Here is a 14810-nt window from a genome sequence, read left to right as displayed (position 1 = left end):
TGCGTTATGTACGAGGACAAAGACGTAATATTCAAAGCGCTTAGCGATTCGACTCGGCGTCTCATATTAGACGAACTAGCCGAGCATAACGAGATGACGTTGTATGAACTTACCGTGCGCCTCATTACGAATCACAATTTGCCCATTTCGCGTCAGGCGATAGCCAAACATATGGCGGCATTAGAAGAGGCAGGACTTGTTCATTCGATTAAAAAAGGAAAGTATCGAGTTCTAATCTTCAACAAAGAACCGCTTACAAATTTGCTAAAAGGATGGTTGGACAAAACATGAAAATTATCGTAACGAGCCTCTTTGTTCAGGATCAGGACAAGGCATTGCATTTCTACACCGAGGTGCTTGGTTTTGTGAAAAAACATGACGTTCCCGTAGGGAAGTACAGATGGATTACGGTAGTTTCTCCGGATGCGCAAGGAGGCACTGAGCTGTTGCTTGAACCGGACGAACATCCGGCAGCGAAAGACTACCAGAAGCGGATTCATGAGGACGGCATTCCGGCTACGATGTTTGGCGTTGAAGATATTCAAGCGGAGTTCAAGCGATTGACGGAACGTGGCGTGAAGTTTACGATTGAGCCGACAAAAATGGGCGAGATGACCATTGCCGTCTTTGACGATACTTGCGGTAACCTTATTCAAATTGTACAGCAGTAATAACAATAGGGCTGTCCCATAGCGGGACAGCCCTTGTTTTGTTTTGTGCCAATCGCCAAAAGCCTATTCTTCCTTGGGTATCAAATCGTATATTTCTCCCGATTCAAAAGAATCGATCAGTCGATCCAGCCAGCGATAATATTTGAGAGCTTCGTTCATTTTTTGTCCGTCGATCGAAGTGATTTCCTGCAAGGTGTTGTTGTTGGGATCGGAAGCTTGAAGCGCTTGAAGCTCCTTTAACGCTTTTTGAAGAGAAGCCATGTTGCTCTCCACAGCTTTCCGCCATTTAATAGAGAAAAAGTCCGTAAAGTTCTGGTGCCAGTCCGGTACGACCTCGTAAAAGTCTTTCCTCGAGCCTTTGCCCCATACTTTCTCGATCATCTTCAAGTCCATTAACGTTCGCATGCCCGTGCTCATGGATGTTTTGCTCATTCCCATTTCCTGACTCATTTGATCCAAGGTAATGGGTTCGTTCTCAAAATACATTTGTCCGTATAGATGACCTATTGACAAGGTAATGCCGTATAAGTCCATATTTTTACCGATCGAGTCAATCACTCGCTTGCGGGATGCATGCAGCGACCGCGTTTGCTCGGGCGTTAAGCCGCCTAAATGTTCGTCCATAATTGCCTCCTGGGTCACCTTGTAACACTTCATAGATATTGTAAGCCGATCTGAAATTAAATGTAAAGCTTTCATTTCCATAAGCATTTAGGAGGAAATGAAAGGGATTTGGAGTATTCATATCATACAGTTTGTACTGTACGTAAATTACGTACGGATATTAGTGTTGACTAGAAAAGGAATTTTATCCTAAACTGTCGTCAGACCAAAAAATCGCAACGGCCTTGAACATAGCCACTTGTGAATGAGAACATTTATTGTAGGGAGGTAAGGTATGTCCATCATCGAAGCCAAACAACTGACTAAAATATTCGGGAATCATCCAGAACAAGCGCTGCAGTTCCTCAAGCAGGGGTGGACGAAAGAACGAATATTAAAAGAAACGAAAATGACAGTGGGGGTTAATCAAGCAAGCTTCCATATAGAAGCGGGCGAAATCTTCGTCATCATGGGTTTATCCGGCAGTGGCAAATCGACCTTGATCCGCTTGCTCAACCGATTGATTGAACCATCTTCGGGCCAGCTTTTGTTCGAGGGGCGAGATATTGTACAGATGAGCGCCAAGGAATTAAGACAATTCCGCCGCAAAAAAATGGGAATGGTATTTCAGAAGTTCGCCCTCTTCCCTCATCGGACGGTGCTGCAAAACGTAGAATACGGCCTTGAAGTTCAAGGGATCGAGAAGCAGGCACGAAGGCAAATGGCTGAGCAGTCTTTACAGCTGGTAGGCCTTGGCGGATGGGAAAACAGCTACCCTGATCAATTGAGCGGGGGCATGCAGCAGCGTGTCGGTCTCGCCAGAGGGCTGGCGAATGACCCGGACATCCTGTTAATGGACGAAGCGTTTAGCGCGCTGGATCCTTTAATCCGCAAAGACATGCAGGATGAACTATTGCAGCTGCAAGCGAACATGAAGAAGACCATTATCTTCATCACTCATGATCTTGACGAGGCGCTTCGCATTGGAGACAAGATTGCGTTAATGAAAGACGGCGTGATCGTGCAGATTGGAACGCCGGACGAAATTTTGATCAACCCGGCAACCCCGTACGTTGAGAAATTTATAGAGGATGTAGATCTCTCCAAAGTATTAACCGCGGCCCATGTGATGCGAAAGCCCGCGACGATTACGCTGGAACGCGGTCCCCGCGTCGCCCTTCAGCTTATGAAGGAACAAGGGGTATCCAGTTTGTACGTAACGGACAAAGGGAAAAAGCTCTTGGGCGTCGTTACCGCTGAGCTTGCCTCGGCGGCTTTGAAAGAGAACTTGTCGCTTGGAGATATACTGATCAAGGAAGTACCGGTTATTGATCCCGTTACGCCGATCAATGAATTGTTTGAACGAATGTCAGCCTCAAGTCTTCCGCTCGCCGTAACGGATGATACGAACAGGCTGCAAGGCATCGTTATTCGCGGAGCCGTATTTGCCGCATTAGCCGGTAATGCCGTACCTGGGGCAGGTGATGTAAGGTGAATATTCCAAAACTTCCGCTTGGCAACTGGATTGAATCGTTAGAAAGCTGGTTAGAAAATCATTTCACCCCGTTATTTGACTTCATCAGCCTGATCATAGGCTCCATCGTTGATTTTCTGCATAACGTTCTTCTCTTCAGCCCTTCAATCCTGATGATTCTAATTATTACCGCATTAGCTTGGTACCTTGGCAAATGGAAGGTTGCCGCATTTGCTTTAATCGGATTGTTGCTTATTGATAATTTAGGCTATTGGGAACATGCCATGGAGACGATGGCCATCGTGCTTACGGCGTCTTTGCTATCGATCATAATCGGAGTGCCAACCGGCATTTTGTGCGCAAGAAACGCGACGATGCAAAGCATTATCACTCCAATTCTGGATTTGATGCAGACGATGCCCGCATTCGTGTATTTACTGCCAGCGGTATCTTTCTTCTCGCTTGGCGTTGTGCCAGGGGTAATAGCATCCATTATATTCGCGGTACCTCCTACGATTCGCCTGACGAATCTTGGGATTCGCCAGGTTCCGACCGAGCTGGTCGAAGCCGCCGACGCTTTTGGCTCCACGCCTAATCAAAAGCTGTTTAAGCTGCAGCTTCCGATGGCGCTTCCAACGATGATGGCGGGGATTAACCAGACGATTATGCTGTCGTTATCGATGGTTGTCATCTCCTCCATGATTGGCGCGCAAGGACTTGGCGCGGATGTGTACCGTGCCGTTACGCAGACGAAGACGGGAGTTGGTTTTGAAGCGGGTATTTCCATTGTTGTGCTCGCGATTCTGCTCGACCGGATGTCTAACCATATCGTGAAAAAAAATAAACGCTAGAGGTGAAGCATGTTGAAGAAGAAATGGGGAATCGCTTTAACGGCGGCAATCGTAGTAGCAATCGCGATTGCAGGCTGTTCGCAGCAAACTAGCTCGAAAAAAATCAAGTTGGCCTATGTCGCTTGGGATTCGGAAATTGCAAGCACAAATGTCGTCAAATACGTACTGGAATCCAAGCTGAATTATGACGTTGAAATGCTGCAAGTTGATGCGGGCCCGATGTTTGCCGGCATTGCGGACGGTAGCGCCGATGCGATGGTAGCGGCTTGGCTGCCAACCACGCATGCCTCTTATATGGAGAGCTACGGCAGCAGCGTCGATGATCTGGGGCCTAATCTGGAAGGAACAAAGACGGGACTTGTTGTTCCTTCCTATATGAAAGAAAACTCGATTGAAGATTTGAATAATGAGGCAACAGGCAAATCCGTGGATTACGAGATTATCGGAATCGAGCCTGGGGCCGGTATTATGCAAGCGACGGAGAAGGCGCTGAAGGATTACGGTCTGGACGGCAAGTGGAAGCTGATTGAAAGCTCATCCGCAGCTATGGCCACAGAACTTCAGAAGGCCTATAAAGCGAAAAAACCAATCGTCATTACCGGCTGGACGCCGCACTGGATGTTCGCCAATATGGATCTGAAGTATTTGGAAGATCCAAAAGGCGTGTACGGCGGGGCGGAAAGCATTCATACGATCGCCCGCAAAGATCTGAAGGCGGATCAACCTTCTGCTTATACTTTCCTTGATCAATTTACATGGACGCCGGAAGATATGGCTAACGTAATGGTTGCCATTCAAGGGGGACAATCGCCGGAAGAAGCGGCTAAAGTATGGGTAGACAGCCATCCGGAGCAAGTGGAGAAATGGCTGGAAGGCATTGATAAATAGTTGATTTAAGAAGGAAGGCAGATAGCTGCCTTCCTTTTTTTGCATAAGGAGACGGGAGGGGGAGCACAATGAAAAGAGCTTCAGCTTAGCTAAGAAAGAGGAGAATTCGTATGGTTTTTATCGTTTCGATCGTCATTATCGCCGGATTTGTTCTTTGGGGTGCCGTTGCTCCCGATCAGCTTTCCGATACGGCCGATCAAGTCTTTTCGTTCTCCATCGGCAATTTTGGTTGGTTTTATCTGATGTCGACGCTGGCGATTCTGGTATTTGCGTTTTATATGGCTTTTGGCAAATACGGGTCAATCAAACTGGGTGCGGATGAGGATGAACCGGAATATTCGCTCGTTTCCTGGTTCGCGATGTTGTTCAGCGCGGGCATGGGGATTGGGTTGGTGTTCTGGGGAGTAGCGGAACCCTTGTCCCACTATACTTCACCACCTGAAGGAGCGACAGGCGGAACGGCCGATGCGGCAAGGCTTGCGATGCGTTATTCTTTCTTTCATTGGGGCCTTCATCCATGGGCGATTTACACCGTTATTTCGCTAGCGCTAGCTTATTTCCAATTCCGCAAAGGATATAAAGGGTTAATAAGTTCGACTTTTATTCCGCTAATCGGCAGGAGGCTCGCTGAAGGCTGGTTGGGGAAAGTCATCGATATCCTTGCCATTATCGCTACGGCATTTGGCGTTGCGACTTCGCTTGGGCTCGGCACGCTCCAAATTAACGGAGGTTTGAACCATCTATTCGGGATTTCCAGCACGATTACAGTCCAGACCATCATTATCGTTGTTGTAACCGTGTTGTTTCTGTTATCCGCAACGACTGGGCTTGATAAAGGAATTAAGCTATTAAGCAATTTGAATTTGCTGATTGCGGTAATTCTCATGCTGTTTGTGCTGATTGTGGGGCCAACGTCTTTTATTTTTGACACCTTAACGTTGTCGCTTGGCGGTTATCTGCAAAATATTATTGCGATGAGTCTTCGGATGACTCCGTTCACCCACGGAACGTGGATCGGGGCTTGGACCTTGTTCTATTGGGCTTGGTGGATTGCTTGGGCACCGTTTGTCGGCACGTTTATTGCCAGAGTATCCAAAGGCCGGACCATCAAAGAATTTGTTCTTGGCGTTCTGCTTGTTCCAAGCGCATTTGGTTTTCTATGGTTTGCGGTATTTGGAGGGACAGGACTGAAGCTGGAAATGTTCGATCAGATCGGGCTTGCCAAAGCGGTAGAGCAGGATACGACAACCGCCTTGTTCCTGACGTTGGAGCAACTGCCCCTCGGAACGATTATTTCGGTTGTTGCCACCTTGCTGATCATTACTTTTTTCGTGACTTCCGCCGACTCGGCAACTTTTGTTCTTGGCATGCTTTCTTCGGACGGGCGGCTCAACCCTTCAAACAAGGTGAAGATCATTTGGGGCGTTCTGCAGTCCTCCATTGCTTTAGTTCTTCTCATTAGCGGGGGATTGACGGGGCTCCAGACGGCTTCAATTGCGGCGGCGCTACCGTTTGCCGTTATTCTTGTCGGCATGTGCGTTTCTTTGCAAATGGCTCTCCGCGAGGAAGATAAGATTCGGATAAAGAAAGAGCGTTTAATGAAAACCCGGTTAAAAGCGCTGCTGGATAAAGAGTATAACGAAGCTTGATTCTATGATCCCAAGGTTGCGGCATGCCCCCCTTTCCATTATGATAATGGCAGACTTTAAAGGGGGACAATGTCATGACGAATCGGTTCGAGCGGCCTGAGGCGGTCATTTTTGATATGGACGGTACCTTGTTCGAGACGGCTACTTTGCTGGAGACGGTCCATGAGCGGTTATTCCGCACGTTACGCGAGGAAGGTTTATACGACCAGATCCCTCCATTCCAGGAATTGCTGGGCTGCCTAGGCATGCTGCTTGAGGATATTTGGCGGAAGCTGATGCCCGGAAGTACGGAGGAAGCGCGTCATCGCGCGGACGAGCTGATGGTTCAATATGAGCTGGAGGAGCTGGAAGCGGGGAGAGGCAGCTTGTATCCGCAAACCAAGGAGACTCTTCAGCGACTGAAGGAGCAGGGCATCAAGCTGTTTGTGGCGAGCAACGGCCTGGAGGTTTATGTGAAGGAAGTTGCTCGATTTAAGGAGATCGCCGAGCTGTTCGACGGCTTGTACAGTGCCGGAGAGTTCCAGACGGCAAGCAAAGTTGATCTGGTAGCGAAGCTGCTCGCCGATCACCGGATCAAGACCGCATGGATGGTGGGAGACCGTTCATCGGACGTGGAAGCGGCAAAAGGGAATGGCCTTGTTGCCATCGGCTGCGCGTATGCCGGTTATGGCCGTGACTCCGAACTTGCGGATGCGGATGTTTGCATCCAGAACATGCCGGAGCTGCTTGATCTGCTGCGATAAGATCTCTTTACAAGGAAACCTGCCTATTCTTAGGGTAGGTTTCTTTGCGTTTTGCTCGAAAGTTTATTTATTTTTAACATTTTGTTAGCGGTCTCGTTAGATCTTTTTGATAATGTTTAGGATAATGGCTCAAACTTGAGAGCATGCGGGAAATCCTAGATGTCAGAAACGCAGGTGATAAAGATGTCCTTACGATTTAGATTGTTGCTTTCTTTTACGTCCGTTGTTATTGTGTCGGTCATCTTATTTGTCTTATCGTCCTATTTGCTGTCCGTTGCCGTGACCGGCGACTTGCGCAGCTTGAACAACTTCTATAAAATCCATTATTCGCTACATCCGTTGTCCGAAGAGGAAGAGAGTTTGTTTCTGGACCTGAAGTATTTGGCGAAGAACGACCCCGATCAACTAAACAATAAGCAACTGCTCGAGCAATACAATAAGGATTTAAAAATGCAGCAGGCAGCGTTAGTCGTCCGCAAGGACGACACCGTTTATTACACGGCGCCGTCGCTTGGGGGCGTAGATTTGCAAGGGCTCTTGCCCAGTTATGATATGGGCAATAATGTAATCCGCAACACGCTTAATGCCGGCAGCCGATTTTTCTCCTATTCCAAATTCGATTTCTATTTCTCCTCCGATCAGAAAGAGAGGGGCAGCATCTTTGTTCTTCATGAGAGAAGTCCCTTTGCTCAAGTCATCCGCAAGCTGCTCCCGATCCTGATCGGCTTGTTTCTTATTATTTTGCTCTTGACCGGGTTTCTGCTGTACCGATATGTAACTAGAAAGGTGATTAAGCCGCTCGAACAGCTCAGACGATCTGCCGAGCATATTAAGGAAGGAGATTTGACGTTTGAGCTCAAGGCGGATTCGAGGGATGAGATCGGCCAATTGGTTCTAACGTTTGATCAAATGCGCCTTAGATTGTACGAATCGATTCAGCTCCAGCTCCATTACGAGGAGAACCGCAAGCAGCTTATTTCGAACATTTCGCATGATTTGCGAACGCCGATTACGACCATCAAAGGGTATGCGGAGGGAATCCGCGACGGCGTTACGAATACGGAGGACAAGCTGAACAAATACGTGCATGCGATTTATACGCGGGCCTCGGATATGGAGCGTCTGGTGAACGAGCTGCTGTATTTCTCCAAGCTTGATTTGAAGAAGGAACCCTTTTCCTTCCACAAGCTGGAGCTTCGCCCTTTCCTCTATAATATCGCGGACGAAATGTCGATTGAGTTCCATAACCAGCAGGTGGAGCTTGCGTGGATGGCTATGCCGGAGCGGCCATTATACGTGTTTGCAGATCGCGAGAAGCTGAAGAGGGTCGTTATGAATTTGTTTGACAACTGTCTCAAATATATGAACCAGCCGCCTAAAAAGATAACGGTCGTTATGGAGCGGCAAACGGAGTTCGCGGTTATTCAGATCAAGGACAACGGGCCGGGTATTCCGGAGGAGGATCTGCCGCATATATTCGAACGCTTTTACCGGGTGGAGCCTTCTCGCAACCAATCCGTTGCGGGAGGCAGCGGACTGGGGCTTGCGATCGCCGAACAGATTATCGACGGCCACGGAGGACGGATTTCCGCCAGCAGCAAGCTTGGTCACGGGACCTGCATCACATTTACGCTCAAAATTTACGAAGAACGGCGGTGATTGCCATGACGCGAATCTTAATCGTTGAGGATGACCCCTATATTGCGGAATTACAGAAAGACTATTTTGCCTTGCACGGCTATGAAGCCGAAATCTGCCATGACGGAGATGCGGGACTAAGTCTAGCGTTAAGCGGCAACTATGATCTCCTTATCCTGGATATTCAGCTGCCCGGGATTAACGGTTTCGAAATTTGCAAGACGGTCCGGGAGCGGCTCGACGTGCCTATTCTCATTGTATCCGCCAAAAATGAAGAGCTGGACAAAATCCGCGGTTTTGGTTTTGGCGCCGATGATTTTGTGACCAAGCCCTTTAGTCCTAACGAGTTGGTGGCAAGGGCTAAGGCCCATTTGGCCAGATATGAACGGTTCAAAAGCGGGCTGAAGAGCAGTCCCGAGGAAAGTCTGCGCATCCGCGAATTGACGATTAATCCTTCCTCTCACCGCGTATTTGTACATGATCGGGAAGTGTTCCTCACCGCCAAGGAATTTGAGGTGCTTGTTTTTATGGCAACCCATCCAAACCGGGTGTTCAGCAAGGATCAGCTGTTCGAGAACATTTGGGGCATGGATTCGAACGGTGACATTGCCACGGTGACCGTCCATATTTCGCGGATCCGGGAGAAGCTCGAAGCGGACCCTTCCAATCCGCAATTCATTGAGACGGTGTGGGGAGCGGGTTACCGGTTTACGGTCTGATTGCCATTTGTAAAAAGTTTTGGCTCTCTTAATAGATTGTTTATACTTTTGTTGCAGCCCATTTAGAGCGGTCGTCTATGATTGATTTATGAACGAACCAACACTCTAAATGGGAAGGAAAGATAATGAGATGAACAAGATACAGCAAAAAGCAGCAATCGCGGCATTAGCCGTATTAATTGGCGGAGGAGCGTTATTGCCGGTACAGTCCGCTAAAGCGGCTTCCTTCGACCAGCCATTAGAGCAAGTTATTAAGCAACTGGTTAGCCAAAAGGTGCTTAATGGCTACCAGGATGGATCGATGCGCGCGGAGAGCAAAGTTACGAATGCCGAGCTGATCAAGATGATTGTATTGTCGCTTGATTTGCAGCAAACGGGCTCCGCTCCTTCAGGCAAAGAGAAGTGGTATACGCCTTACGTGAACGCAGCGGTTGCCGCGGGACTTCTTGAAAGCGCGCAAGACTTCAAGCCTAATCAGCCGGCTTCCGTCAGCGATGCGGGGGAGCTTATCGCCAAAGCGCTGCAGCGTGACGCGAAATCCGTGCAATATTGGATGTCCGGCCTGAAGATTACCGGTAAACAGCTATCCCGCGGCGATGCGGCCAGACTGCTCGTGTATTCGGAGCAAGCGATCCGTTCCGCCGATGCCAAGATCGTGTCGATCAAGGCATTAAATAAAATTACGTTTGAAGTGACGTTCACCGCGCCGCTAACGCTGGAAGACGAAACGACCGACCAAGCCAATGCCAACTTTGCGTTTAGCGATGGTTTAAAGCTGGTTAACCAGCCGCGTCTGAAGACTGGAGCCATTGCAACCTACATTATTCCTGTCCAAACGATGAAGCCGGGTACAACCTACTCCTTGAACTATAAAGGCGAGCACAACTTTACGGTTGCAGCAAGCGACGAGACGATCAAGCTGCAAAATGCCCGTCAAGTGACCTCCGATACGTTTGAAGTGGAATCGTTCCGCCGAGATGGCGTTATGGATTACGGCTACCTGATCTCCGCTTATGCAGGCGGACACGGCGCCAATGCGGTTGTGCTGGACGAGAACAACAAGCTTGGCGGCCAGCAGATGCAGATTATTTCGTCTCTTGCAACAAGACAAGCTGTTCTGACTTCCGAGACCGGCGAACAGATGACGGTTAATTATGTCGGTTATACGCAATCGACCGATGGGAAGCAGGAGCCGAAATTCCGTCTCCCAGCCGGCAAAACTTTGCAACCGGGCATGAAGTATTCGGTTACCTCGGATTGGTTTGTCGTTGCTAACAATTCCTTCACCGCCCAAAGCGTTGAGCCTCTTGAGATCAAGGCGGTCGATTCCGTGAATGAGACTACCCTGAACGTTACGCTTGCCGCAGATCCTGGCGATGAGCTGTTCGCTTACCGGTCGATCCAGCTGAAAGGTTCTGATGGCACGACGTTGACGGCGCAATATAAAGTGCAGACCCGTAAAGGAGCGGTAGGCGTGTTTGAACTGCAGAATGGCGGCAAGCTCCAAGCCGGCGTGCAATACGAGATTACTCCCGTAGGCAGCTGGGCTGTCGCGAATGCGGTAGAGCTTAGCGTGAACTGAATGTGAAAGTTGAAGAAAGAACCATGCGGCATAACTTGCCGCATGGTTCTTTCTGTCGCTGCGAAATGAAAAAGCTGCTCGCCAATATACAAACAGGCTTGTCCTGCTTTCGGCAGCGACTCTACTGACATATTTGGCACAGAAAAACGGGCGGTCGCTTAACTCCCGCAGTCCCAACACCGAGGCTCCGCGCCTCGGGATGGGTACTGCTTTGGAGGAAGCAGCCGCGTTTCCATCTATCTTGTTGCTTCCTGCTTGACTCGCTCGTTTCTCATCCTTGCCAGATAAGTGCTGTATTGAAAAATCCGATCCAATGATTTCTGACGGATATGCGGTTCATCAAATTTCATCGGTTTGGAGTTGGCTTCGAAAAACCAGATATGTCCTTCGCTGTCGATGCCAAGATCCATCGACATTTCGCCAAGCATAGAGCCGGAGCCTTTTTCAATCTGTCTGGCGATCATAATGGATGTTTTTTTGGCTTTGATTAGAATTCTTCGTGCCTGGTCGGCATTGAAGGAACTCCGCAGCAGCTTCTCCGGGTCTTCGATGGAACCGCCCCGCGGGACATGGGTCGTTATGCTTGAGGAGCCGGCTACCCTCGCTCCGATCCCCGTCAAATCCCATTTGCCCCGATCGTTTTTTTGCACGAGAGCCCTGAGATCGAATCTTCGGTCATTAAAGGATGCGAGCAGAATGCCCTGCTGCGCAATATATGGCTCTCCGGCACATTCTTTCTTGATCCGGTTCCACAACTTCTGGAAATCCGAACAACTGAAGGTGGAGCTTTTTTTGTTCTCTTGCACCTTCAGCAGGTAGGGCAGCGGCTTGTCGGGCACTACCCTCACCGTCATGATGCCTTTGCCCGCTTTGCCGCTCTCCGGCTTCAGATACAGGAAAGGGTGCTTCTGAAGCATCCTCTCCAACCTTGTCGCTGTTAGTAGCTTGCGCGTAGTTGGGATAAAAGGTTTAGTGGCTTTGCTGCCTCGCAGCCATTCGAACAAATACCATTTATTGAAAAAGGACGGGTTAAACAGTTTAATTCGCGGATCTAACATACACGCGGCGATTTTGCTCCGTACGGCAGGAAGCATTTCGTCTTCGCGCAGCGGAATCCGGTTATAGATAATATCCGGGAAAGGCAGCATACGCTGCTGCCATGTATCCTTTTGCTCGTTGTATACAAATCCGCGCAGGTTGGAACGGCTTAATACTAGATTTTTAACGGTAAGCACATAGACAAGAAACCCCTTGTCGACTCCCGTTCGGATCAGATCCGCGAAGTTATTCCGATTGCCCCGGAATAATTGTTCGTCATCCTCAATGGTGAGGATAGCTAGCACCAGGCGTCCCGCCAGGCGTTCATGCACCTCGTCTTTCTTAGCGGTTCTTAGCTCCATTAGCTGTTCCCTCCTTGAAACTTGCTGAGGTACAAGCAATGATCAACGATACAGTCTACGGAAGCACGGCCTTCCGACTCCAGCGACGGATGCTTGAAGATCGAGCGCCCGGGCTTCGCGTTTGCTTCGAACATCCAGATCTCGCTGTCTTTATCGATACCGATATCAAGCCCAAGCTCTCCAAGCCGATGAGGATAATTCCGCTCGATCGCTTCCGCCATCTTGATCGATACCTTTTTCGCCTTCTCCAGCATCTCTTTGCCTTTAGCTCCGCCAAACGCACGGCCAAGCGCCTGCTCTGGCGTCATTAACGACCCGCCGTTTTTGACATGGGTCGTCACGCTTCCTTTGCCTGCTTTCTTCGCGCCAATGCCTGCCGGCACCCATTCGTTGTTGCCGTTCTTATGCATGTGGAAGCGGAAGTCGAGCGGACAGCCTTCAATCTCAACGAGCCGGATGCCTTGCTGGGCGACATAACTGCTTAAGGTTGCCCCATGGCGTGACTGAAGCATTTTGAACAAGCTGTTGAAGGAGGAGAATCGCAGGAGCACGTTGCGTCCGTTTTTCCGGTAACGGGCGAAGTAGCCTCTCTTCGGATGGTATGTCAGCCGGTAGATGCCCACGCCAAGACTGCCTGCCGTTGGTTTGAAATAGACAAAATGATGTTTGTCGAGGAGCTGCTTCAGCTTCTCGCTGTTTGGACCGGAGACCGATTCCGGAAGATGGTGCAGTGCTTCAGGATCATTGTCCAGTAATTTATAGACATCCGATTTGTTGAAAAAGCCCCAGTTGAAGAAAGGGATTTTTTTGCGCAGCAGACGTTCGCGGAGCGACCCGATCGTATTGGACGTTTCGGCTTTGCGGCTCCGAAGACGGTTGTAAATAACGTCGGGAAGCGGGACGGACTTGCGGTACCAACCGCCATGCGAATTGAGGAAGTAGCCATGCACCGTTTCCTGCTGCCAGTTAATATCCTGCGGGGTGAAGCCAAACAAGAAGGCTTTCTTGTCTCCCGAGCGGATAATTTGCTTAATAAAGCTGGTTCTCATGCCAAAGGGCATGCTGTCGGATTGCGTATAACCCGCGTCGCTTAATACGCCGATGAGAGGACCGATCTGTACCTCATTGTCGCCGTTCATGTAGATGAAGATGCTGCCGGTTTTTGGAGCCCGGATGCTCTGCCTGACACCGGCGGATAGATAGAGATGATTGCCTTGGCGCCTGACGGGGCGGATGGCCGTTGTAATAACTTCTTTGCCCAGCTTCAGATGAACGGTTTTTTTGCCCGACAGCTTCAGCTCTTTAAGAAGAGAGTTGGATAAATGAATCACTTTATTTGTTTGTTGCGAGAAATGCAAGGTACAAGTTGTCAAACTCATGGATGAACCTCCTGAACGTTATCAGACCGGATCTTCTTATCTAATCGACTGCTATAGATTCGACCTGTTGCGGAGTCGTTTGTGATCAAAGGTTTGCGGATTCGCTGAGCGAGCAGGCGGGCATACTTTAGCGGCTGCTCGATCGACAGCTGCTCCGCCATGCGGTCGCCAGACTGCTCGAAGGAGGATCGGCCGGGTCTTGAATTAACCTCCAGCAGCCATACCGTACCGCTTTGCTCTATACCGAAATCAATGCCAAGCTCGGCAAGCCGTCCGTAGAAGCTCTCCAGCTTCTCGGATGCATGCAAGCTGGCATGATGTATTTTATTCATCATTTGTTCGGCTTTCGCTGACCCGTACTTACTTACAAGATACTCTGTTGCCCGGGTGGCCGTTCCTCCGCCGTGCAGATTTGACGTGATAGAATCGGATCTGCCCGTGCGTATGGCGGTGCCGGTTATCGTCCATCTGCCGTTCCCGTTCTTCTGAACGAGAACTCTTAAGTCGAATGGATGGCCATGAGTATCCGTGAGCGGCAAATACGGCTGGGCGATGTAGGAAGACACGGCAAGGAATCGCTGAGCCCAACTTGCGAGTGTCGCGTAGTCGCCGAATTGGTGCCGGAATGGGGTATTGCTCCTGGTTCGTCCGGCAGCCGTCCATTCCTTCGTTAAAGGGCACTGCTTCAGATGGATTGCCCCTTTGCCTTGCATGCCTGCCGATGGTTTCAGGAAGATGTCCCGGCTTCCGTCCTTAAATAGTTGCCGAATGCGATCAAGACGGTCCAGCCTGATCGTCTGCGGGAGTAGGGGGGCAAGTAGGTAGTCTTGACGCAGCGCGTTGTAAACCTCCCACTTGCCAGGCAAGTTGCCGTTAAGCGGGATGGCTGGCTGCCGCTCCTTGATGACTGCCCGCAATGCCCTGCATCTGCTCTTTTCTTCGGCATTCCGGTAGAAACAGCGGTCATACAGAATATCCGGCAGCTGGCAAGTCTCCTTCATCCAACTCCCGTTGCGGAAGCGAAAGCCCGATAACTGACCGGATCTCTCTTCGTATTGGGCCGGGGAGAAGACGAACAGATCCATGCCGAGCCGCGTTGCTGCTTCGCTAAGCATCCGGGCGAATTTTGGCTCCGGCATCTTAACGATGCCTCCTTGCTCTTCAATAGAAGCGACAAACAGCCCCACACTTACTCGCGCAGCCATCATAAGGA

Annotated in this window: 14 protein-coding genes; 10 read left to right on the top strand and 4 right to left on the bottom strand. The window is 49.8% G+C overall.

The annotated features are described in order from the left end of the window. The first annotated feature begins 6 nt into the window (after window positions 1-6). Both QQK89_RS19845 and QQK89_RS19840 read left to right on the top strand, forming a co-directional pair. Window positions 7-291 (top strand): ArsR/SmtB family transcription factor, encoded by a 285-nt coding sequence (locus tag QQK89_RS19845; RefSeq protein ID WP_284240403.1) that lies wholly within the window; start codon window positions 7-9, stop codon window positions 289-291. Further along, entirely contained in the window at window positions 288-671 is a 384-nt protein-coding gene (locus tag QQK89_RS19840) for a VOC family protein (protein ID WP_284240402.1), read from the top strand. The genes QQK89_RS19845 and QQK89_RS19840 overlap by 4 nt, the downstream gene beginning before the upstream one ends. A gap of 63 nt (window positions 672-734) precedes the next feature. Here QQK89_RS19840 and QQK89_RS19835 read toward each other — a convergent pair whose 3' ends face one another. Beyond that, complete coding sequence (locus tag QQK89_RS19835) at window positions 735-1295, bottom strand: GbsR/MarR family transcriptional regulator (protein ID WP_284240400.1); 561 nt, start codon at window positions 1293-1295, stop codon at window positions 735-737. A 274-nt stretch (window positions 1296-1569) separates the two neighbouring features. On the opposite strand from QQK89_RS19835, the gene QQK89_RS19830 reads away from it, so the two are divergent. From QQK89_RS19830 to QQK89_RS19795, 8 genes are all read left to right on the top strand, one after another. Next, window positions 1570-2769: a quaternary amine ABC transporter ATP-binding protein gene (locus tag QQK89_RS19830; RefSeq protein ID WP_284240398.1), complete on the top strand. Its 1200-nt coding sequence runs from the start codon at window positions 1570-1572 to the stop codon at window positions 2767-2769. Then, window positions 2766-3599 (top strand): ABC transporter permease, encoded by an 834-nt coding sequence (locus QQK89_RS19825; RefSeq protein ID WP_284240397.1) that lies wholly within the window; start codon window positions 2766-2768, stop codon window positions 3597-3599. Before QQK89_RS19830 ends, QQK89_RS19825 begins: the two co-directional genes overlap by 4 nt. 9 nt (window positions 3600-3608) lie before the next feature. Then, window positions 3609-4487, top strand: coding sequence for a glycine betaine ABC transporter substrate-binding protein (locus QQK89_RS19820; RefSeq protein WP_284240396.1), 879 nt, complete (start codon window positions 3609-3611; stop codon window positions 4485-4487). A gap of 110 nt (window positions 4488-4597) precedes the next feature. After that, window positions 4598-6136 (top strand): glycine betaine uptake BCCT transporter, encoded by a 1539-nt coding sequence (locus QQK89_RS19815; RefSeq protein WP_284240395.1) that lies wholly within the window; start codon window positions 4598-4600, stop codon window positions 6134-6136. A 74-nt stretch (window positions 6137-6210) separates the two neighbouring features. Beyond that, complete coding sequence (locus QQK89_RS19810; protein WP_284240393.1) at window positions 6211-6879, top strand: HAD hydrolase-like protein; 669 nt, start codon at window positions 6211-6213, stop codon at window positions 6877-6879. A gap of 183 nt (window positions 6880-7062) precedes the next feature. Then, the gene (locus tag QQK89_RS19805; RefSeq protein WP_284240392.1) at window positions 7063-8538 is read left to right on the top strand and encodes a sensor histidine kinase; all 1476 of its coding nucleotides are present in this window, start codon (window positions 7063-7065) and stop codon (window positions 8536-8538) included. 5 nt (window positions 8539-8543) lie between these two features. Continuing rightward, the gene (locus QQK89_RS19800; RefSeq protein ID WP_284240391.1) at window positions 8544-9236 is read left to right on the top strand and encodes a response regulator transcription factor; all 693 of its coding nucleotides are present in this window, start codon (window positions 8544-8546) and stop codon (window positions 9234-9236) included. 130 nt (window positions 9237-9366) lie between these two features. Further along, window positions 9367-10818: an S-layer homology domain-containing protein gene (locus QQK89_RS19795; RefSeq protein ID WP_284240390.1), complete on the top strand. Its 1452-nt coding sequence runs from the start codon at window positions 9367-9369 to the stop codon at window positions 10816-10818. A 236-nt stretch (window positions 10819-11054) separates the two neighbouring features. On the opposite strand, the gene QQK89_RS19790 is transcribed toward QQK89_RS19795, so the two are convergent. From QQK89_RS19790 to QQK89_RS19780, 3 genes are read right to left on the bottom strand one after another with little or no spacing between them, the layout of a single operon-like run. Beyond that, the gene (locus tag QQK89_RS19790; RefSeq protein WP_284240389.1) at window positions 11055-12218 is read right to left on the bottom strand and encodes a YheC/YheD family protein; all 1164 of its coding nucleotides are present in this window, start codon (window positions 12216-12218) and stop codon (window positions 11055-11057) included. After that, entirely contained in the window at window positions 12218-13597 is a 1380-nt protein-coding gene (locus QQK89_RS19785; protein WP_284240388.1) for a YheC/YheD family protein, read from the bottom strand. The genes QQK89_RS19790 and QQK89_RS19785 overlap by 1 nt, the downstream gene beginning before the upstream one ends. Next, a complete protein-coding gene (locus QQK89_RS19780; protein ID WP_284240387.1) occupies window positions 13594-14805 on the bottom strand; it encodes a YheC/YheD family protein in 1212 nt (403 codons plus the stop codon). The genes QQK89_RS19785 and QQK89_RS19780 overlap by 4 nt, the downstream gene beginning before the upstream one ends. Window positions 14806-14810: the final 5 nt, after the last annotated feature.

It is taken from the genome of Paenibacillus glycanilyticus (assembly GCF_030161375.1).
Taxonomy (GTDB): domain Bacteria; phylum Bacillota; class Bacilli; order Paenibacillales; family Paenibacillaceae; genus Pristimantibacillus; species Pristimantibacillus glycanilyticus_B.
This window is presented reverse-complemented; position numbering and strand designations above follow the sequence as displayed.

Coding starts and splice junctions, on each gene's coding strand:
- QQK89_RS19845 (WP_284240403.1), top strand. CDS start 7: ATGTACGAGGACAAAGACGTAATATTCAAAGCGCTTAGCGATTCGACT.
- QQK89_RS19840 (WP_284240402.1), top strand. CDS start 288: ATGAAAATTATCGTAACGAGCCTCTTTGTTCAGGATCAGGACAAGGCA.
- QQK89_RS19835 (WP_284240400.1), bottom strand. CDS start 1,295: ATGGACGAACATTTAGGCGGCTTAACGCCCGAGCAAACGCGGTCGCTG.
- QQK89_RS19830 (WP_284240398.1), top strand. CDS start 1,570: ATGTCCATCATCGAAGCCAAACAACTGACTAAAATATTCGGGAATCAT.
- QQK89_RS19820 (WP_284240396.1), top strand. CDS start 3,609: ATGTTGAAGAAGAAATGGGGAATCGCTTTAACGGCGGCAATCGTAGTA.
- QQK89_RS19815 (WP_284240395.1), top strand. CDS start 4,598: ATGGTTTTTATCGTTTCGATCGTCATTATCGCCGGATTTGTTCTTTGG.
- QQK89_RS19810 (WP_284240393.1), top strand. CDS start 6,211: ATGACGAATCGGTTCGAGCGGCCTGAGGCGGTCATTTTTGATATGGAC.
- QQK89_RS19805 (WP_284240392.1), top strand. CDS start 7,063: ATGTCCTTACGATTTAGATTGTTGCTTTCTTTTACGTCCGTTGTTATT.
- QQK89_RS19800 (WP_284240391.1), top strand. CDS start 8,544: ATGACGCGAATCTTAATCGTTGAGGATGACCCCTATATTGCGGAATTA.
- QQK89_RS19795 (WP_284240390.1), top strand. CDS start 9,367: ATGAACAAGATACAGCAAAAAGCAGCAATCGCGGCATTAGCCGTATTA.
- QQK89_RS19790 (WP_284240389.1), bottom strand. CDS start 12,218: ATGGAGCTAAGAACCGCTAAGAAAGACGAGGTGCATGAACGCCTGGCG.
- QQK89_RS19785 (WP_284240388.1), bottom strand. CDS start 13,597: ATGAGTTTGACAACTTGTACCTTGCATTTCTCGCAACAAACAAATAAA.
- QQK89_RS19780 (WP_284240387.1), bottom strand. CDS start 14,805: ATGATGGCTGCGCGAGTAAGTGTGGGGCTGTTTGTCGCTTCTATTGAA.